The organism is Epilithonimonas mollis, from assembly GCF_900142325.1.
Taxonomy (GTDB): Bacteria; Bacteroidota; Bacteroidia; order Flavobacteriales; family Weeksellaceae; genus Epilithonimonas; species Epilithonimonas mollis.
Genome location: NZ_FRAM01000001.1, coordinates 1,035,754 through 1,056,300 on the forward strand (window position 1 = coordinate 1,035,754; position 20,547 = coordinate 1,056,300).

General features: G+C 40.0%; 21 protein-coding genes. 10 read left to right on the forward strand and 11 right to left on the reverse strand.

Annotation, left to right across the window (positions count from 1 at the left end; all coding sequences use genetic code 11):
- Positions 1-37 precede the first annotated feature (37 nt).
- The 8 genes from BUA97_RS04520 (at position 38) to BUA97_RS04555 (ending at position 6,237) form a co-directional block, all read left to right on the forward strand.
- A complete protein-coding gene (locus tag BUA97_RS04520) occupies positions 38-652 on the forward strand; it encodes a deoxynucleoside kinase (protein ID WP_072996640.1) in 615 nt (204 codons plus the stop codon).
- 72 nt (positions 653-724) lie between these two features.
- Positions 725-1,075, forward strand: coding sequence for an arsenate reductase family protein (locus BUA97_RS04525; protein ID WP_084081250.1), 351 nt, complete (start codon positions 725-727; stop codon positions 1,073-1,075).
- Between the two features lie 155 nt (positions 1,076-1,230).
- Positions 1,231-1,479: a 50S ribosomal protein L28 gene (rpmB, locus tag BUA97_RS04530; RefSeq protein ID WP_072996642.1), complete on the forward strand. Its 249-nt coding sequence runs from the start codon at positions 1,231-1,233 to the stop codon at positions 1,477-1,479.
- Positions 1,479-1,661, forward strand: coding sequence for a 50S ribosomal protein L33 (rpmG, locus tag BUA97_RS04535; RefSeq protein WP_027384735.1), 183 nt, complete (start codon positions 1,479-1,481; stop codon positions 1,659-1,661). The genes rpmB and rpmG overlap by 1 nt, the downstream gene beginning before the upstream one ends.
- A gap of 19 nt (positions 1,662-1,680) precedes the next feature.
- Positions 1,681-1,836 carry a DUF4295 family protein gene (locus BUA97_RS04540; protein WP_072996643.1) on the forward strand — a complete coding sequence of 52 codons (156 nt, stop codon included), beginning with the start codon at positions 1,681-1,683 and terminating at the stop codon, positions 1,834-1,836.
- Between the two features lie 103 nt (positions 1,837-1,939).
- Entirely contained in the window at positions 1,940-2,893 is a 954-nt protein-coding gene (gene ftsY / locus BUA97_RS04545; RefSeq protein WP_072996644.1) for a signal recognition particle-docking protein FtsY, read from the forward strand.
- A 37-nt stretch (positions 2,894-2,930) separates the two neighbouring features.
- Positions 2,931-3,188 (forward strand): GlsB/YeaQ/YmgE family stress response membrane protein, encoded by a 258-nt coding sequence (locus BUA97_RS04550; protein ID WP_072996645.1) that lies wholly within the window; start codon positions 2,931-2,933, stop codon positions 3,186-3,188.
- A 118-nt stretch (positions 3,189-3,306) separates the two neighbouring features.
- Positions 3,307-6,237 (forward strand): reprolysin-like metallopeptidase, encoded by a 2,931-nt coding sequence (locus BUA97_RS04555; protein WP_072996646.1) that lies wholly within the window; start codon positions 3,307-3,309, stop codon positions 6,235-6,237.
- 65 nt (positions 6,238-6,302) lie between these two features.
- On the opposite strand, the gene coaE is transcribed toward BUA97_RS04555, so the two are convergent.
- From coaE to BUA97_RS04585, 7 genes are all read right to left on the reverse strand, one after another.
- Entirely contained in the window at positions 6,303-6,884 is a 582-nt protein-coding gene (gene coaE / locus BUA97_RS04560) for a dephospho-CoA kinase (RefSeq protein ID WP_072997206.1), read from the reverse strand.
- Between the two features lie 50 nt (positions 6,885-6,934).
- Positions 6,935-7,801, reverse strand: coding sequence for an MBL fold metallo-hydrolase (locus BUA97_RS04565; RefSeq protein WP_072996647.1), 867 nt, complete (start codon positions 7,799-7,801; stop codon positions 6,935-6,937).
- An 81-nt stretch (positions 7,802-7,882) separates the two neighbouring features.
- Positions 7,883-8,023 carry a hypothetical protein gene (locus tag BUA97_RS17110; RefSeq protein WP_175546171.1) on the reverse strand — a complete coding sequence of 47 codons (141 nt, stop codon included), beginning with the start codon at positions 8,021-8,023 and terminating at the stop codon, positions 7,883-7,885.
- Positions 8,024-8,150: 127 nt separating this feature from the next.
- Positions 8,151-9,173, reverse strand: coding sequence for a Holliday junction branch migration DNA helicase RuvB (ruvB, locus tag BUA97_RS04570; RefSeq protein ID WP_072996648.1), 1,023 nt, complete (start codon positions 9,171-9,173; stop codon positions 8,151-8,153).
- Between the two features lie 71 nt (positions 9,174-9,244).
- Complete coding sequence (locus BUA97_RS04575) at positions 9,245-10,855, reverse strand: LIC_10190 family membrane protein (RefSeq protein ID WP_072996649.1); 1,611 nt, start codon at positions 10,853-10,855, stop codon at positions 9,245-9,247.
- 61 nt (positions 10,856-10,916) lie between these two features.
- Complete coding sequence (locus BUA97_RS04580) at positions 10,917-11,465, reverse strand: YMGG-like glycine zipper-containing protein (RefSeq protein WP_072996650.1); 549 nt, start codon at positions 11,463-11,465, stop codon at positions 10,917-10,919.
- 144 nt (positions 11,466-11,609) lie between these two features.
- The gene (locus tag BUA97_RS04585) at positions 11,610-12,896 is read right to left on the reverse strand and encodes an adenylosuccinate synthase (protein ID WP_072996651.1); all 1,287 of its coding nucleotides are present in this window, start codon (positions 12,894-12,896) and stop codon (positions 11,610-11,612) included.
- Positions 12,897-13,381: 485 nt separating this feature from the next.
- On the opposite strand from BUA97_RS04585, the gene asnB reads away from it, so the two are divergent.
- Positions 13,382-15,043 (forward strand): asparagine synthase B, encoded by a 1,662-nt coding sequence (gene asnB, locus BUA97_RS04595; RefSeq protein WP_072996653.1) that lies wholly within the window; start codon positions 13,382-13,384, stop codon positions 15,041-15,043.
- A gap of 72 nt (positions 15,044-15,115) precedes the next feature.
- On the opposite strand, the gene BUA97_RS17430 is transcribed toward asnB, so the two are convergent.
- The gene (locus BUA97_RS17430) at positions 15,116-15,973 is read right to left on the reverse strand and encodes a M23 family metallopeptidase (RefSeq protein WP_072996654.1); all 858 of its coding nucleotides are present in this window, start codon (positions 15,971-15,973) and stop codon (positions 15,116-15,118) included.
- A gap of 333 nt (positions 15,974-16,306) precedes the next feature.
- On the opposite strand from BUA97_RS17430, the gene BUA97_RS04605 reads away from it, so the two are divergent.
- Positions 16,307-16,648, forward strand: coding sequence for a hypothetical protein (locus BUA97_RS04605; RefSeq protein ID WP_139258224.1), 342 nt, complete (start codon positions 16,307-16,309; stop codon positions 16,646-16,648).
- A gap of 358 nt (positions 16,649-17,006) precedes the next feature.
- Here BUA97_RS04605 and BUA97_RS04610 read toward each other — a convergent pair whose 3' ends face one another.
- From BUA97_RS04610 to BUA97_RS04620, 3 genes are read right to left on the reverse strand one after another with little or no spacing between them, the layout of a single operon-like run.
- Positions 17,007-17,471, reverse strand: coding sequence for a hypothetical protein (locus BUA97_RS04610; RefSeq protein WP_072996656.1), 465 nt, complete (start codon positions 17,469-17,471; stop codon positions 17,007-17,009).
- Between the two features lies 1 nt (position 17,472).
- Positions 17,473-17,853: a RidA family protein gene (locus BUA97_RS04615; protein WP_072996657.1), complete on the reverse strand. Its 381-nt coding sequence runs from the start codon at positions 17,851-17,853 to the stop codon at positions 17,473-17,475.
- 45 nt (positions 17,854-17,898) lie between these two features.
- Positions 17,899-20,523 carry a putative LPS assembly protein LptD gene (locus BUA97_RS04620; protein ID WP_072996658.1) on the reverse strand — a complete coding sequence of 875 codons (2,625 nt, stop codon included), beginning with the start codon at positions 20,521-20,523 and terminating at the stop codon, positions 17,899-17,901.
- Positions 20,524-20,547: the final 24 nt, after the last annotated feature.

Consider the following 20,547-nt stretch of genomic DNA (forward strand, 5'->3'; position numbering starts at 1 on the left):
TTAAATATCAATTATCTAATGCTTTAATTAATAGAGAATGCACATAGCTGTCACAGGAAATATCGGAGCGGGTAAAACTACACTCACCACCATGTTATCAAAGCATTATAGCTGGGAAGCACAATTTGAAGATGTGGATCACAATCCTTATCTGGATGATTTCTACGGTGACATGTCCAAATGGAGTTTTGCACTCCAGATCTATTTCCTAGGAAGCCGCTTCCGGCAGGTAAAGGAGATCCGGGAAAGCGGAAAGAATGTGATCCAGGACAGAACAATCTACGAAGACGCCCACATCTTTGCAGAAAACCTGGCGGAAATGAACCTGCTTTCGGAACGGGATTTTAAAAACTATCTGTCAGTTTTTCAACTAATGAAGGATTTTGTTTCGGCACCGGATTTGCTGATATATCTGAGGGCAGACATACCAACTCTGGTGAGACAAATCGCAAAGCGAGGAAGGGAATACGAAACAAGCATCAGCATAGATTATCTGTCAAAACTTAATAACAAATACCAGAACTGGATAGAAAATTATCAGGAAGGAAAACTACTTATAATAGATGTGGACGATCTTGACTTTGTAGAAAAACCTGAAGATTTTGGTTATATCCTGGAAAGAATCGACGGAGAGCTGAATGGTTTGTTTTAAATTATTTTGGGAATAATTTTTGACAGACTTCGATTATTATTTGCCGCTTTAATTTAACACCAGACCACTATCATGATAAAAGTAATCCATAACAATAAGTGTCCAAAATCCAAAGCTATCTTGGAATATCTGGATGAGAATGATATCAAATTCCAGATTATCGACATCAACAGGGATCCGTTAAGTCTGTTTGAACTGAGAACATTATTCAAAAAACTGAATAAGACACCAAGTAAGGTCCTTAAAAAATCTTCGGCAATTTTTCAGAAATATTTTACCGAGTCGGAGCAGGTTAATGAGGAACAGGCATTGGAGGTTATTGCTCAGAATCCTGAAGTGATACAGTGCCCCATTCTGATAAAGGGGAAAATTGCAATGCCTGGCAATCCACTAGAAAATGTAAAATTCTTTATAGAAAACTGACTCAGATTCATAATTATAACAATAAGTATGAGATATTAAGAATTAATATTCCAAGCTTATTTTTTTGATAATTATTTTAAAATAATTTGCCTGTCTGAAAAATTATCCGTTATTTTGCACTCTCAAATATTCACTAGTCAAAAGAACATCGAGATATGTCAAGAATTTGCCAAATAACAGGTAAGCGTGCAATGGTAGGAAACAATGTTTCCCACGCTAATAACAAAACGAAAAGACGTTTTGAAATTAATCTATTAGAGAAGAAATTTTATCTTCCTGAGCAAGAGAAACACGTTACTTTGAAAGTATCGGCTCACGGATTGAGAGTGATCAATAAGATTGGTATAGAGGAAGCACTCGAAAGAGCAGCTAGAAACGGTTTCATTAAAAACACTACTAAGTAATGGCTAAAAAAGGTAACAGAGTTCAGGTAATTCTAGAATGTACTGAGCACAAAGAAAGCGGTGTAGCAGGAATGTCAAGATACATTACTACAAAAAATAAAAAGAACACAACAGAAAGATTGGAATTGAAAAAATTCAACCCAGTTCTTAAAAAATATACTGTTCATAAAGAAATTAAGTAATTTATAAAAATAATTTACAATGGCAAAAAAAGTAGTAGCAACACTTCAGGGTGGCGCTGGTTCAAAAAAAATGACAAAAGTAATCAAAATGGTGAAGTCTTCTAAATCTGAAGCTTACGTTTTTGAAGAAAAAGTAATGAACGCTGACGAAGTTGATGGTTATTTGAAAAAATAATTCCTCACACGGATACAATATAGAAAACTACTCTCAATAGGGTAGTTTTTTTATTATATTTGTTTATAATAAATTACATCAATTATTATTTAATCATTACCCAATGAGTTGGTTTAAGAAAATATTCAAAAAAGAAGACAAAGAAACACTTGACAAAGGTCTGGAAAAATCAAGTCAGGGATTCTTCGACAAAATATCAAGAGCAGTTGTTGGCAAAAATACAGTAGATGATGAAGTTCTGGATGATCTTGAAGATGTACTGATCGCTTCTGACGTTGGCGCAGAGACAACTATCAAAATCATCGCAAGAATCGAAGACCGTGTTGCCAGAGACAAGTATGTGAATGTTGCGGAGCTTGATAACATCCTTCGTGAAGAGATATCAGGACTTCTTTTGGAAAACCCTCATCTGGACACCGACAATATCGATACCAGTAAAAAACCTTATGTGATAATGGTTGTTGGCGTAAACGGAGTCGGAAAAACAACAACCATCGGAAAACTTGCCAACCAGTTCAAATCGCAGGGACTAAAGGTTGTTCTTGGAGCAGCAGATACTTTTCGTGCAGCAGCAGTGGATCAGCTTGTAATCTGGAGTGAGAGAGTCGGCGTGCCGATTGTAAAACAGAATATGGGATCTGATCCTGCATCAGTGGCTTTCGATACTGTACAATCTGCCGTTTCTCAAAATGCGGATGTTGTCATTATTGATACTGCAGGAAGACTTCACAACAAAATAAACCTAATGAACGAGCTTTCCAAGATCAAACGTGTGATGCAAAAAGTGATTCCTGATGCGCCTCACGAGGTACTTTTAGTGTTGGACGGCTCTACCGGTCAGAACGCTTTTGAGCAGGCAAAACAATTCACTGCGGCAACAGAAGTAACCGCTTTGGCCGTAACAAAGCTGGACGGTACAGCAAAAGGCGGTGTAGTAATAGGAATATCCGATCAGTTCCAGATTCCGGTTAAATATATAGGTGTTGGAGAAAAAATGGAAGATTTGCAAATTTTTAACGGTATGGAATTTGTAGATTCATTTTTCAGAAAAAGATAACATCAATCATCTAAATATTAACTTAAAAATTTAAACTATGGGTATTTTAACTTGGATTATTTTCGGCCTTATTGCCGGAGCAATCGCAAAAGCTATTCATCCGGGCAAAGATCCGGGCGGCTGGTTAGTAACTATCATTATCGGAATTGTTGGTGCTTTTATCGGCGGAGCAATTGGAACATATGTTCTGGGTTGGGGAGATGTAGATTCTTTCTGGAGTCCAAGAAGCTGGCTCTTAGCCATTGGAGGTTCTGTACTTTTATTATTTCTATATAGTATGCTCACGAGGAAATAATTTAAGTAATTTTCAACAATATAAAATTATAATTATAAAAGCATCAGATAATCTGATGCTTTTTTGTTGTAAAAAGATAAAAACTCATATATTTGAAATAGAAATTAATTAAAAAAATATGAAGAAAATCTTTACTACGCTTTTTTCCGTAGGTATCATTGCCGGTGCATATGGACAATGGGCACCTTCTGCCATGAAGGGAGAGCATAACCGGGACACTAAGGCTAAAAGCTATTATAGCCTGGATCTGAGCATGGTCAGATCTCAATTGTCAGAAGCAAAAGAGACCGGAAAAAACAGCAAGCCCGTTATTATTAATCTTCCAACACTGGATGGGAAAATCGAAAAATTTGCAGTCTACAGTTTGCCCGTTGTAGAAAAATCTATGGCAGATCGCTATCAATTGGGTTCATATGTTGGTGTAAAGACTGATGACCCGACAGTTTATGTCAGATTCAGCGTTTCACCTTATGACCTTCAGGCTATGATGCTGAGAAATGGTCAATACGAATTCATTGAGCCTCTGAACAAAGAAAAAACAGTTTACGGTGTTTTTCCGAAAACCAATAAGCGAACCGGAGGAAAAGCTTTTGAATGTAATACATCCGAATCATTGCTGAGCAAAAAGCAGATGGAACTATTATCCAATTCAACAGATTTTACACACGTTCCGACAGACTTCAACAAAGCAAGCGATAAGAAATACAGAACTTATAGATTAGCGATATCTGTAACTGGAGAATACACGCAGTACTTTGGCGGCGTTCCGCAAGCTGCCGCTGCTATCAATGCGACAATGACGAGAGTTAACGGCGTATTCGAAAAGGATTTTGCTATCCATATGAATGTTCAGGATTTTCCACAGCTGATTTATACAAACCCTAGCACCGACCCATATTCACCGGCATCAACAGGCGCTGGTGGTGCGTGGAATCTGGAAGTCCAAAAAACACTGACATCCGTAATCGGAAATGCCGCCTATGACATCGGGCACCTTTTCGGAAGTTCAGGAGGCGGAGGAAGTGCAGGTGACATTGGAAATGTCTGTAGAAATCCGGCTAATGCCAATGATGATACGTCCAAAGGATCCGGTTTTACTTCGCCGGGAACCGGCGGCCCGGAAGGTGATAACTTCGACATCGATTATGTAGCGCATGAGATGGGGCATCAGTTTGGTGCCGACCACACTTTTTCGCATGGAATCCAGTCTGCGCCTTACAATTCTGCACATATGGAACCGGGATCAGGATCTACCATCATGGGATATGCCGGGATCACAAGTGCAGATGTCCAGCCACATTCTGATGCTTATTTCCATGTCAGAAGTATCGAGCAGGTTCAGACTTATGTCAATACTCAAACCTGTGATGTCAATACGGTTATTAGCAACAACCCTCCTGTTGTAGCTGCTCTGCCAAATAAAACGATTCCTAAGGGAACAGCATTTGTTTTGACAGCTTCTGCAACTGATCCGGAAAATAATCCGTTAACATACACTTGGGAAGAATATGACAAAGCAACATCAGCGGTTACAAATGTGACAGGTAACAATACCTCAGGTCCCAAATTCCGTTCAATTACAGGATCCGCACTTTCATACAGATATTTCCCTAAATTAAGCAATGTCCTCAATGGAAACTTATCCAGCGCTAGCGATTGGGAAGCTGTATCGAATGTAGCCAGAACAATGAACTTCCGTGTAGTGGTAAGAGATAACAATCCCGACCTAACCCAGCAGCAGACCCAGATCGGGTCACAAACCATTACAGTGGGTAACGACGGTCCTTTCAAGGTTACATCTGCCAAGGTATATAACAACGCGCCTTCCACATTCACTTGGGATATAGCAAATACGAATAATGCACCATACAGTGTTTCAAATGTCAAAATTGATTATACTACCAATAACGGCAATACCTGGACGGTTCTGGCCGCATCGACCCCTAATGACGGCTCCGAAGCTATCAGCTTTGCATCGATCCCGACAGATTCACAAATTACAGTAAGAGTTTCAGCTATTGATAACGTATTCTACGCAGTCGGAAAAGTCACAGTTTCTGCAATGGTCAATTGTGATGGCACAGCACCTGCCGGTCTGGCCGTATCAGGCATTACAAAAACAGATGCCAAAATTGATTGGGATGCTATTGCCGACGCAACGTATGCTCTTCGATACAAAAAAACTTCCGATGCCAGCTGGATCAATCTAACCGGCATTAGCAGCAATACATATACACTGACTCAGCTTGATGAAGATACCGAGTATAATGTTGAAGTTGCTTCCGTATGCAGCGGAACAACAGGTGCTTACTCCAGTAAAAACTTCAGAACACTTGGTCTTACCTATTGCTCTGTCTCATCATCCGACTCGACAGATGAGTATATCGCTAAAGTTGTTGTAACTCCTGCAAATGGAGGGCCTGTGATGACAAGCAGCTCGGGTGCCAGCAACTACACAAACTACGCAGCAGACAATACCAGACTTGTACAATTGGTAAAGGGCTCTTCCGGAAACACAATGGCAATTACAAAAGCGTGGTCAGGGAATACTTATAGTGAGGCTGTTGCAGTCTGGATTGATTTTAACAGAAACGGAACATATGAAGATTCTGAAAAGATCATGAACATTAGTGCGAATACGACACCAACTGTGTCTTCAACATTCAGTGTTCCTGCAAATGCTTACACAGGTGATAAAACGGTGGGAATGAGAGTGATCATGAGATTCTCCACAACACCTACAGGACCTTGTGCATCATTCACGTATGGAGAAGTGGAAGATTATGCAGTAAAAATATCCGAAACACTTGCCGTTACAGATGTTAAGAAAAATAACATCAGCGTTTATCCGAACCCGGCAACTGACGTGATCCATATTTCCAATATATCTTCTAAAACCAGATTTGAAATCTATTCTGTGGGCGGACAACTGGTAAACCAGGGAGCAACGGACGGAAAGGTGAAAGTTTCCAGCTTGGCAAAAGGTGTGTATATCCTTTCGTTAGAATCTAACGGAGAAAAATCTCAGACCAAATTTATCAAGAACTAACCTTAAGTCATTCTATAAAAAATCCCCGAATCTGAGATTCGGGGATTTTGTTTTATCGTTATGCATTATTTAAGTTCCTCCAAAAAGCCTTCTGTTGCAACCTCCAGGCTCTCTCTGTCGGCATTGTTATAAATAATATAATCCGCCAGTTTTATTTTTTCCTTTTCAGGCATCTGCTTTTGCATAATTGCTTCTATCTCCCGGTAGGTTTTACCGTCCCTGTCCATAGTCCGTTTGATCCTGAGGTTGTCATCAGCGGTGATTAGAACAGATTTATAACAATCCTTGTCCAATCTGAGCTCGAAAAGAATCGCTGTTTCCTTGAACACAAATTCTGCTGTCTGAGTCTTCACCCAATTTTCAAAATCAGTTCTCACAGCAGGATGAATCAAATGATTTAGTGCTTCCAGAAGCTCAGAATTATTGAACACCTTTTCTGCCACATATGTCCTGTTATAGCTTCCGTTGTGATAAGCTTCTTCTCCCAAAAGCCCGATGATCTTCTCCTTCAGGACGGGATTCCGGTTGACAATATTTTTAGCTTCGTCATCCGAGTAATAAACCGGAAACCCTTTTTGTTCCAGTATTTTCGCGACCGATGTTTTCCCGGAACCGATCCCTCCGGTTAGTCCTATAATCTTGGGTATGGGAACATCTTCCTCCTGATTTTGATTTATATCTTGTATTTCCATAATTTTTAATATCCAAAAACTTCATTAAAACTATAAGTCTGATCTAGCTTCACACCTCTTTCCGTCATCTTGAGACTGGCCAGTTCGTTATGCGCATCGTGCTCAAAGAATAAGAGGTAATCATTATCTATACACTGTTTCAAAAACTTTGCCTTTTCCTCCATGGTCAGTAACGGCCTGGTATCATAGCCCATCACATACACCTGCGGGATATGGCCAGCTGTAGGGATCAGGTCTGCTGCAAAAACAATTGTTTTTTCCTGGTATTGCAAAACGGGAAGCATTTGTTTCTCCGTATGACCATCAACAAAGATCACATCCATTTTCAGATCCGGAGCAAAACCGTAATTCCCTGTGGTTGGCAACGGCAAAAAGTTCAGTTGTCCACTTTCTTCCAGCGGGAAGATATTTTCTTTCAAAAAGCTCGCCTTTTCTCTGGCGTTGGGCTCTGTCGCCCATTGCCAATGATTTTCATTGGTCCAGAAATTGGCATTTTTAAAAGCTGGCCTGTAACCAGACCGGTCATCATTCCATTCTACAGCACCGCCGCAATGGTCAAAGTGAAGATGCGTAAGGAACACATCCGTAATGTCTTCTCTCACAAATCCATATTTCTTCAGATTATTATCCAGGGAATCATCTCCCCAGAGCGAATAATGTCCGAAAAATTTCTCGTCCTGTTTATTTCCAAGCCCGCAATCGATCAGAATCAGTTTTTTTCCATCTTCCACCAAAAGCGAGCGCGTGCCCAGCTCGATAAGGTTTTTCTCATCAGCAGGATTTGTTTTTTCCCAAAGTGATTTTGGAACTATGCCAAACATGGCGCCGCCGTCTAATTTGAATTTTCCACACTGGATTGGATAGAGCTTCATATTTTTACTGTATTTTGAAAATTGAATATATCAAAAAAAATGTAATAAACCACATCCCGCATGATTTAACTTACATAAATTTTAATCAGAGGAGTTCCCGCTGCCAGAAATCCTGTTTACACCCTCCGGAAAACGCTGGAACCGTTCAGAAAATCCCGTGATTCTTTCAGAAGATCCTTTGATGAGCATGGAAGACTCTGTGATGTTTTCCGAAACATTCATGATGCAGTCCGAAGACTTCGTGATGCAGTCCGAAGACTCCGTGACGGCATCCCGATGCCCATGGAATGGGGAAAAATTTTTAGATAATTTCTGTTTTCATCGAAGAAAAAATCAGATTCAGAGTGTTTTAAAACAATTCCCCGGGATTCTTCGGTCTGGAAATCCCCAGATGCTTATAGGCTTTTTCCGTCACTTCCCTCCCTCTGGGTGTCCGGATAATGAAACCTTCCTGGATTAGAAACGGTTCATAAACCTCTTCCAAAGTTTCCGGATTCTCCCCGATAGAAGTAGCCAAAGCTGAAATCCCGACAGGTTTGCCACGGAAATTTTCTATCATCACACGCATTATTTTGTTGTCCATATCATCCAGACCAAATTCATCAACATTCAGAGAGTCCAGAGCATATTTTGTAATATTGATCTCGATTTCGCCGTTGCCTTTGATCTCGGCAAAGTCGCGAACCCTTCTAAGCAGTGCATTGGCGATTCTTGGTGTTCCACGGCTTCTTCTGGCGATTTCAATTGCAGCGTCCTCATAGATTTTCACCCCGAGAACCCTTGCGCTTCTTTCGATGATCATCCCGAGAAGTTCGATGCTATAATATTCTAACCGGGACTGGATGCCGAATCTGGCGAGCATCGGTTTTGTGAGCATGCCGCTTCTGGTGGTGGCACCGATTAGTGTAAACGGATTGAGACTGATCTGCACGCTTCTCGCATTGGGACCGGTTTCCAGCATGATATCGATTTTATAATCCTCCATTGCCGAATACAGATATTCTTCGACAATGGGTGAGAGACGATGGATCTCATCAATGAAAAGAACGTCATTTTCTTCAAGATTGGTGAGCAATCCGGCCAAGCTACCGGGTTTGTCAAGAACCGGGCCGGAAGTGATCTTACAATTCACGCCCAATTCGTTGGCTATGATGTGTGATAAAGTTGTTTTTCCCAATCCCGGCGGGCCGTGCAGAAGAACATGATCCAGAGCTGCGCCTCTATTTTTGGCAGCTGCAACAAAAACCTCCAGATTGTCCAGCGTCTTACGCTGCCCTGCAAAATCCCGGAAACTCTGCGGACGGATCTTTTCTTCCTGAATCAGGTCGTCATCGGAATAGTTTTCTTTATCGGGATGTAAAAAATCTGGCATTGGTATCAATAATTAAAATAAGGCATCAAATCAGAAATTTGATTTAACGGAGAGTCAAAGATAGAGAAATTTTAAGGGATTTCCGGTCTGGATTTTTTCAAATCTCTGATGATGGTTTCCAGTTGTTTTTTCTCAGCCGGGGATAATTTTCTCTGGACAAATCCATTCCCGGAAACCTGTGGAAAAACCCCATAATAATGATAGGTTTCCAGCCAGTAAAGGGATAATGTGGGAACCGGAGCTTTATAGATCAGGTCTTTTGCGGCATTGAACTTCAGATTTCCCAACTGATATGTTATAAGATTCCCCTCCTCAGATTCCGTCGGATTGATCAGCTGCATAAAATGAAATCCCGTCATCCATTTTCCCATATGAAACCTGTCTTTCACAAATCCCGGAAATGTAAAAAGCACCGAGACAAGAACAGATAAAAATACTGAAACAAAAACCACTCTTTCTTCTGATGCATTTTTGAAAATGAGAAAAACGGTGACCAGATAAAGATCGATAAAAAAACGGTATTGTGCTGAAAATATAATGATTAGAATAAACTTCAGCAAAACTGAAACTAAGATAAAAGCATAGATCCTATCCTTTTTGCGCAAAGCAAAGTAGCCTAAAATGACCAGACAAAATACAATGCCAATATTGAAAACCGATTTGAAACCAATCCTGAACCAATAATAAAGCTTTTGCCAGAAATCAAAATCAGAAATTTGCTGGTAGGTGTATTTCATATCATAAGATTTCATCATACCCATCTGTGAGGAGTATTTCATAATGCTTTTGTCTGGCGTCCAGGAAATACCCATATCAATTGCGGAGACAGGAAAAACAGGATAGCCGAACAACCAGATATTTTTTATCGTAAACAAAATACCAACAATGACTATTGGAAACAATGAGCCGATTTTAAAATTCCTGGTATATAAACTTTCTATAATGGCGAGCAATGGCAGCCAAAATGCTGTCGGTTTGATGCAAAATGCAAATAAGGAAAGGCATAGAATGAAGGAACTGTTCCTGCCGTCAATCATTTCATTCAGGATGATGAGGCTAAAAATAAATACCGGTAAATCAGGGCTGGGCTGTTGAAGAAATATCAGAAAAAAAGGAAAGAACAGTAATAAAACCCAGCGTTTCGATTCGAAAATATATACGAGAAAAAGTATTAGCAAATAGCTGTTGATTCTAAGGCCAACATCAACAAAATTTGAAAAACCAGCCTGGAAAACGTGCCAGAAAGAGCTTTGCCCAAAAAGCAGGTCAAGGTTTGAAATGCCTTTTATAAATCCAAATTCCCTGAGATAACCGACGGTCGGGACATAATAACTGTAATGGTCAAAAAAGTAAGGCGAGAATGACCCTGCAAAAACAACCGTAATCAGAAAAAAATAAAACCAAAAGCTGGTGTTTTTCCTAAAACTGAACATGGAAAAATCCTTTTCCGTGATAAAAACCAATAGTCCAACTAATCCCAACAGCAAAAACAAGAGCTCTGATGCAAAATCCAAAGGATAAAAAAAAGCAATGATGACTTCAAGAAAAGTAATGCTCATCATTCCCAGAAAAGATAGCATTACAAAATTCTTAATTTTTGTATTGAAGATTTTGTCAATCAGTATTCCGTTTCCGAAATTGATCATAAGAAGCAGAAAAACAGTTTTGAAAATAATAAGCATAAAAAAGATTGCCTATAAAAATAAGCAATCTTTCCGTGTTAAAATATATATATGAAGAAATTTACTTCTGTACTCTTCCGGATTTTCTATCCTCAGACCGTCCTATTGTATATCCTGTTGCACCACCGGCAATACCACCGATTACCGCACCAAGTCCTGGATTTTTCTTAGAGATAATAGCACCTGCTGCAGCTCCACCAACTGTACCAATAACTGTACCTTTCGCAGCACTGCTCCATCCCTTTTTCTGATTGGCAGTAGAAGTAGTTCCTGCTGAACTGGATCCTACTGAGCTGCTGGAGCCGGAAGATGAATTGGAAGCTACACTTCCTGAAGATCGTCTTGGGGTAGATCTTTTTGCTACTCTATTGGCTTCGGCTTTTCTTTCCTGTTCTTTTTCTGCGGCGACTTTATCCAGACTGTCTTTTTGTTTTTCGAAATTGATTTTTTCCTTTTCAATAGCAAGTTTTTGTTTTTCAAGATCAATTTGTCTTGCCTGATAGTCTAGTTTCTGTTGTTCCAGAGACGTTGCTGTCTGTACTTTTTCGTCTTTATTACAAGATGTTAATAATAGTAAAGAAACGGCTCCGGTTAAAAATAAGCTTTTCATAACAAAAATATTTTTTCACAAATAGTGAAGATTTATAATCGGGATATCTCAATTATGATTCCAAAATCTAACAGAGAATGTTAAAGTTTGTTAAACAAAAAAAACCGGAAATATTTTCCGGTTTGTAATTTCAATACTTATTAATTAAAAAAGCTCTTTCCTGATAATATTTTGTGAGCGTTCCGGCCCTACAGAAACCAGGTAAACATTGATGCCTAAATGAGCTTCAATAAACTCAATGTATTTCTTTGCATTGACCGGGAGTTCATCATACGTTCTGGCATTGGTGATATCTTCTTCCCATCCTTCCAGTTCTTCGTAGATTGGTTCATAATCATATAGCTTAGTAGTTGAAGAGGTGAAGTAATCAATGATCTTCCCGTCTTCGGTTTTATATTTTGTAGCAATCTTCAATGGGCTGATGCCTGTAAGAACATCCAGTTTGGTTATCACAAGATTGTTGATACCGTTGATCATACAAGCATGTTTCAGAGAAACCAAATCCAGCCAGCCAGTTCTCCTTGGTCTTCCTGTTGTGGCTCCAAACTCGAATCCGATCTGTCTTATTTTTTCGCCCAATTCATTATCCAGTTCAGTCGGGAAAGGGCCGTTTCCGACTCTTGTAGTATATGCTTTTGCAACACCAATAAGATTTTCCAGAGCCGTTGGTGGAACGCCTGCACCTGTGCAAACACCGCCTGTTGACGGTGAGGAAGACGTCACGAATGGATAAGTACCAAAATCGATATCCAGCATCAATGCCTGCGCACCTTCAAATAAAATATTTTTGCCATCTTGGATCGCTTCATTGATCTCTAATTCCGTATCTACGATTCTATCTTTCAGCCTTTCTCCCAGAGCGATAAACTCTTGATAAATCTCTTCAACATCTAAAGTTGGTTTTTCAAAATATTTCTCGAAAAGAGAATTCTTGGTTTTAAGATTTTTTTCGATTTTCTCTTTCAGAACCTCAGGATTTAAAAGATCAATCATTCGGATTCCGACTCTGGCAATCTTATCTTCGTAACAAGGTCCGATTCCTTTTTTGGTCGTGCCAATCTGGGTTCCGCCTTGTTCCTCTTCCCTGTAAGTATCCAGTAAAATGTGATAAGGCATGATCACGTGCGCCCTTCTGCTGATAAAAACGTGATCGGTTTTCATGCCTTTACTTTCGATCTGCTCGATTTCTTTTATAAATGCTTTTGGGTTCACAACCACACCATTGGCGATGATACATTTACCTTTGCATTGTAAAACACCGGAAGGCAAAAGATGCAGGACAAATTTTTCATCACCAACATAGACGGTATGACCGGCATTATCACCACCCTGAAAACGTACCACATAGTCTGATTTTGCCGACAGAACATCCGTAATTTTTCCCTTTCCTTCATCTCCATACTGGAGACCTACAACCACGTAAGTTGACATATTTTTTACTTTTTTTAGATTATTTACAAAGTTAAAGTATATATGCGTCTTGGCAAAATAGAAGCAACAAAAAACCCTCTTACTATGAATAAGAGGGCAAAAACACAAATGATGAAAAAAATCATAAATGCATTACTGCATCTACAATACAATTTTCGATACAAAAATCGTACAAATTTTATAATTAACAATAAAAAAGATTACTTTTTTTTCACAAAAGTATATTTTTTTGATTATTGTCAAAAATATAGTAAAAATATAATCTTTTATATATGAATATTATCCATAACATTAAGTCTTATATCAACCTAAATAGTATAAAAATAAAATTATCAATGAGAATATTAAAAAAACAATTCTACAACTAAAATAATTTTTAAAAACACCATTATTTTATAACAAAATAAATCAAAACAAAAATTTAATTTTATTTTCAATCTACATCCTGTAAGTTTGTATCATAATTTAAATAAACCAATTGAAAGATGTGCGGAATTGTATGTGTGTTCGACACAAAACAAAAAAATGAAGTAATCAGACCACAAATCCTCGAGATGTCCAAAAAAATAAGACACCGCGGTCCAGACTGGTCAGGAATCTACCAGCACCACAATGTTATCTTCTCGCATGAAAGACTTGCTATTGTAGACCCAACATCAGGAAAACAACCTCTTTTTACTAAAGATAAAAAAATCGCTTTGGCGGTTAATGGCGAGATATACAACCATCAGGAACTGAGATCAGAATTTCCGGACTATGAATTTTTGACCCAGTCTGACTGCGAGGTTATTCTGGCCTTATACAAAAGAGATGGGAAAAATTTCTTGGAAAAGCTGAACGGGATTTTTGCTTTCGCTTTATACGATGAAGAAAATGATGCTTACCTGATTGGGAGAGACCACATGGGAATTGTTCCTTTATATATGGGCTGGGACAAAAACGGTAGTTTCTACGTCGCTTCTGAACTGAAATCACTGGAAGGTGTATGCAACAAAATAGAAGAATTCTTACCCGGTCATTTCCTTTACAGCAAAGACGGGCAGGAGTTACAGCAATGGTACCAAAGAGACTGGACAGATTTTGAAAATGTAAAGGATAATGAAACGGATATTGCTGCTATCAGAAAGGGATTGGAAGATGCAGTCCACAGGCAGCTGATGAGTGATGTCCCTTATGGCGTTTTACTTTCCGGCGGTCTGGACTCCTCCATTATTGCTGCTGTAACAGCAAAGTTTGCAAGACAGAGAATAGAAAGCGGCGACACACAGGAAGCCTGGTATCCGAGGCTGCACAGTTTTGCAGTCGGGCTGGAAGGCTCACCGGATCTGGCAGCTGCAAGAAAAGCAGCAGACCACATCGGATCTGTACATCACGAAATCAAATACACTGTTCAGGAAGGACTGGACGCTATCAAAGACGTTATTTATCATTTGGAAACTTATGATGTAACCACCATAAGAGCGTCCACACCGATGTATCTTCTGGCAAGAGTCATCAAATCGATGGGAATCAAAATGGTACTTTCAGGAGAAGGTTCTGATGAATTATTTGGAGGATATTTATATTTTCACAAAGCACCTTCTGCCCAGGCTTTTCATGAAGAAACAGTGAGAAAACTGGGAAAACTTCACCTTTATGACTGCCTGAGAGCCAACAAATCTCTGATGGCCTGGGGAATCGAAGGCAGGGTTCCGTTCCTTGACAAAGAATTCATGGATGTGGCCATGACCATCAATCCGAAAGATAAAATGGTCACCCCGGAAAGAATGGAAAAATGGGTATTGAGAAAAGCATTTGAAGACATCCTGCCGGAAAGCATTGCCTGGAGACAGAAAGAGCAGTTCAGCGATGGTGTCGGCTACTCCTGGATCGATACTCTGAAGCAGGTTGCAGAAGATGAAGTGACGGACGAAATGATGGCGAATGCCAAATTCCGGTTTCCGATCAATGTGCCAATGAGCAAAGAAGAATACCGATACAGAACGATTTTTGAAAGTCATTTCCCAAGTGATTCGGCAGCGAGCTGCGTTCCTTCGGTCCCTTCAGTTGCCTGTTCCACGCCAGTTGCGCTGGAATGGGACGAAGCTTTCAAAAAAATGAATGATCCAAGCGGAAGAGCAGTGAAAGTGCACGAAACGGCTTATTAAATTTATTAAACTAACATAAACTGACTGCAAAAACCACAAGTCCTGGCTTGTGGTTTTTATTTTTATATTAAATCAGTAATTGGTATACTTATTTTCTTGTGAAAGATACTTTCCCTTTTCGGCATTATTTCCGGTACGGAACAGCGTCTTTATGGTTTTTTCTTTCCCTTTATCGTCCAGCACATAACATTCGAAATGCAGGTGCGGACCAGTACTCCACCCCGTGTTTCCGCTCAGCGCAATGGCCTGTCCTTTTTCCACTTTATCACCCTGCTTTACTTTGGCTCCATTATATTGAATATGATAGTACTTTGCCATAGTCCCATCGGGATGGATGATTCTAATGTAATTCCCCTGATTGGCACAAACCCTATCGGGACAATAAGTATTGCTGTTTTGCTTTACATCAACTACAATTCCTTCTCTTGCCGCCAGAATATCCGTCCCGTCCGGCAAATCAAAATCCAGCGCATTTTGATTCTGGTGTGAGAGTGTGCCGTTATAACCCTGGATCACCTTGAACATCTTTCCTCGGGAATATGGCAAGTCATAGATATAACCTTCATCATAACCTGTTTTTCCTACATCTCCTACAGAAACTTTAAAAAACTTTTTTTTCAATTTAAAGAAAGACATTTCCCTTATCTCAAATGGTTTTTTAGTATCCAGAGGAACAAACTGGGCAAGTCTTAATTTTGAAGTATTACCGTCTATGACAAACCGTCTATTAAAGTGTTCTCCCACAGATCGCAAATTATTTCCTTTAGGTTCATCGTAAAATTCAAATGAATAAGGAAATGGATCATAGTTATCCATCAGCACCGTTATGGTATCTTCTTTCTTTTGATAATAGAGCTTGAAATGATATTCCTGTGAGAATAACAAACTGGTTTTTAAAAAAAACAAAACATAAAATATTTTTTTCACCATACTTTATAGAGCGAATTAACGGGATGATTTTTAGATCGGCCTAAAATAATGTTTTTAATAAACATGTGAAAAACTGCTATCACAAACATTTATTTATAAAGTTAAAATATTTTCACAAATATCCTTTTACATATCAAAATTTATTTTAATTTTATCCCGTTATCGAAATTTAATTTTTAACCTAAACAACACAAAAAGATGAGAAAGTACATTATCTCCATTCCGGCGAAGAGCATCACGGATACCTACACGTCTACCATTACCAACGCACTTACACCGCTCAATCCTTACAAGATCAACCTGACGGATGACGAGAAACCCGGCATGCGCACCATGGCAGAAGGCCGGGAAGGCTACACCAGGCTGATTTCCCGCATTGCCAATCAATTTCCCGACGCGCTGGGCAGAAGCGACAGTCCTGAGCAGCTTGCAGAACTACTGGAGTATTACAATAATCTGGAAGGCAACAGAATGGCCATTTTGCAGAACCTGGAAACCGTGGAGGAGATTCAGTTGGGCGTTGCAGCAGATGCCATGGCTCTCACAGACCGTTACAAAGCCAACCTGCAAATCTCCAGAACGAATGATGCTGCGCTGGACCTTGCGATGCGAGAAGTCGATAATTGGAACAGTCGATTTGCCAACAAAGGAAGCGCTGACAAATCACCGGAATAACGGATATTTTTTTTTCGAAAAAATAATCAAACCCGTATTGCATAGCCAGTGCGGGTTTTTTGGTTCTAAGTATGTATATCTATCATAAGAGTAACACATCCCAAAGTTTTTACAGGCACGCCTACCTTTTTAGTAGGCGGGCTTATGTTTTATACAGGCACGCCTACATTTTTGATAGGCGTGCCTGGCTTCTGGGTAAGCTCGCCTATGGTTTTTATAGGCACGCCTACATTTTTGATAGGCGTACCTGACTTCTGGGTAAGCTCGCCTATGGTTTTTATAGGCACGCCTACATTTTTGATAGGCGTGCTTAGCCTCTGAGCAGGCGTGCCTGGCTTTTCAATGAAAAAACCACAAGCTAGACTTGTGGTTTTATATTTTTTGACTGCAATTGTTTCTCTCTCTTTTTCCGCCTTTCATAGATGACTTCGGTGATCTTTCCGCCAATCCAGGAGAACGGGAAGAAGATCAGGAATATCGATATTTTGTAGAACACAGGATGGTAAGGATAGATGATAACATCCAGCATCGCAATGAACAGCATGATGAAGCCGATCAGAATGGCATAAGCTACTTTGGCATATTTTACGATCATCGCCGTTACCACACCGCCGAATGTTACACCCAGACCGCCGAAGAACAGCAGAGCCACGAAGAAAGAATCTTTCTTCTCTACAGACTGCAGCAGCTTCTCCCAATGCTCGAATGGCGCAAACTCCTTATAGGTGATCCAGTCAGAATCGATCTTTATCCCGAATGTGATAATGACTGCAGCTACCGCCAGGCCGGCTAAAACACCAATTGTATTTCTAAGAAAATTCATTCTATCCCTTGAAAGCGATCATTGATATTTCTACATCTACATTTTTCGGAAGGCACGATACCTGAACGGTTTCCCTTGCGGGGAACTGATCATTATCAAAATAGGATGCGTAGATTTCATTCACCACCGCAAAGTCATCCATGCTTTTGAGGAAAATCGAAGCCTTTACTGCATTATCAAATGTCATTCCAGCCTCGGTAAGGATGGCCTGGAGGTTTTTCATTACCTGATGTGTTTCCTTATCGATCCCTTCCACCAGCTTTCCTGTTTCGGGATCTACCGGGATCTGTCCGGAGATGTACAATGTTCCGTTTACCAGGCAGGCCTGGGAATAAGGACCGATGGCGGCAGGCGCCTGTGATGTATGAATGATCTTCTTCATTTTCAATAATAATTTTTACAAAACTAGACAAATTTTCATTAAATCCTAAAAAGTGCTGTTGGGCTGTGTGAAACTTCTTTCCTTATATTTCACAGCATCTTTCAGGATATTGGCTTTGATCCCGATAAAGAAATCATAGACCTTATATTGCCCGAACGGGATCCAGTTAAAAGTAATGGTAAAGCTACGCTGATCTCTGGAGAAGCCCAGTCTGGTGTAAGCCAGCGTTTTATTCACCACATCATAATTCGTGCTTCCGTTGATATTCCAATAAGGGGTGAGCTTGATGCTGCCATCCAGACCAACGGTTGCCACCTTGGTTCCTAAACGGGAAAGCCCTCTTGTATAGGCGTAGTTGGCGTTGACATTCAGCGTCCAGGTGGGAACGTAATGGGCGTAGTTATCATCATCAAAGTAATAATTCTCATTCCGTATCTCCCCTTTTTTCTTATATTTTTTGGATAATTCTTCCTTCTTTCCGAATATCGCATCGCTCATCGGGTAAGACAGCTGAAGATTGAAACCCTGCAGGCTGAAGTGTCCGAAATTTTCTGTCCTGACGCCGACATTGCTGTTATCGGCAAAAACAATTTCGTAAGGCTCGATGGTGAGGCTGGAATTGACATTCAGCTTATTATCAAAGAAAGAAGATTGTGCATTGACGCTGAAAACCGACCACTTGTATTTTTCTGCTGCGAAGTTATAGCCACCGGAGATATTCAGATTTTCAAAGATCTTTACTTTTTTCACACCCGTAGAATCGCTTTTAGATTTGACCTTCATTTCCAGGTTATTGGAAATATTGAAGCCAATGCTCTGTGTCAGCCCTGTTGACGGCGCTCCATAGATCCCGTTATCGAAAATCGAATAAGGTGTAATCTCGCCCCGTGCATTAGAATAATCTTTGTAATAACCCCAGCTTCTGTCTCCAAAATCCGGAGAATAGGTAAAGCTGAAACTCGGTGTCACCATATGGCGGATCGCCACGATGGGTGAGCTTTTCCCAAAGTTTTTCTGTCCATACAGAATGGTCTGCAAGCTTGCACTGGTAGAAAATGTAGAATAGGCAGCGATACCGTTTTTATAATTATCGTCAACTTTGTTACTGATAGGATTGTAGCTTTTTTCAAGGGTTTTTGTGGTCAGCACGTTATCCACATTCGCACTAAGGGAAAATGTGAAATATTTTGCAAGCGTAGTGTTGGTAGAAAGTGCAATATTATTCTTGGCTCCCGTTTTCATATCCTCCCACATCTGCTTTTTAAAGACTTCATCTTCGTTGGTAGTAACATAGTTGCTGAGCGCAAAGCCTGTGTTGACATTGATGTTTTCCAGCAGCCCTGTCCGCACTCCTGTTTTTGGCTTAAAGAGATAGAACTGATTCACTGCAATTGTCATATCCGGAAGGCGTATGTCTGTGAGACCTGTTGCAAAGTTCTGGTTATATCCCGCACTGGCACTGATGGTTATCGGGAGGTTCAGAAACCTTTTTGTCACATTGATCCTGGAGGTCTGAGTAGTGTTCAGCACACTGCCGTTGAACGCATAATTATTATTAACGGTATTGGTATAAAAATTCCGCCCGCTTACAATATCCACACTTGCATTAAACGTAAAATAAGGATTCGCCTTAGAATCCTGGGAATGGCGCCACGCAATTCTGAAAGTTTTTGACTTGGAATAATCATCCAAACCTTTGATACCGCGCACAGTGTAGCCATAATCTGCTGCAAAATTTCCGGAGTATCTGTATTTTTTGAGATAATTCAGTTCCGGTTTCAGGTTCCAGCTTCCTTTGGTATAGATGTCGGATAAGATTTTCAGGTCGAAATGGTCGCCAATCGGCTGGTAATAACCGAGCCCGTTAAGAAAAAAACCGACATCCTGACGTTCGCCAAAACTCGGGATCAAAATCCCGGCAGACCTTTTATCAGAAAACGGAAGTATGGCAAACGGCATCACCAATGGCGTAGGAACCTGTTCTATATAAAGCTGAATAGGACCTGTAATCAGCTGGGAATTGTTTTTCCCTTTTATCAGCTTGATATTGGGCGCAGACATGTGATAATCCGGAAGCGAATCTTTTTTCTTGATAAAATATTCATCCGTAGTATAGATGGCCTTTCTCATAAAGAAAACCGAATCATTATATTTTTTGGTTTTCTCTGCTACAATAACGCCTTCGCTCTCCTCCGTTCTCGCATTGAAAGCGATAGCCTGCTTGGTTTTGTAATTATAGATAACCTCATTATACTCGTATTGTTTTCCGCCCTGTGTGGCTACAGCCGGCTTGATGATCTTTCCCTTATCATCCTGTTCACCCCTGGCATATATCTTCCCGGTTTCCCAGTCTATCCTGATATAATCTGCACCGATCTGCATATCCTGATAGATGATCTGTGCTTTTTTGTTGAGAAATGTCTGCTTGTTGGAGATGGAAGAACTGCTTTTATATTCGGCCTTTGTCTTTACAACATCTTCGAGTTCTTCCTTCGGGATGATGGTGTCTTTTTTGACACCAACAGTATCTCTACGAATAGATACGGAGTCCCTGATACCGCTTTTTTCATCAATATTTTGAGGCACAATTTGTGATAAAATATTGTTAAAAATTAGGATATTTAAAATTAGTAATATACTTTTGAAAATACTTCGAGCCAATGCAGTCATTCTGTAATCGGGGTCAAAATTAAT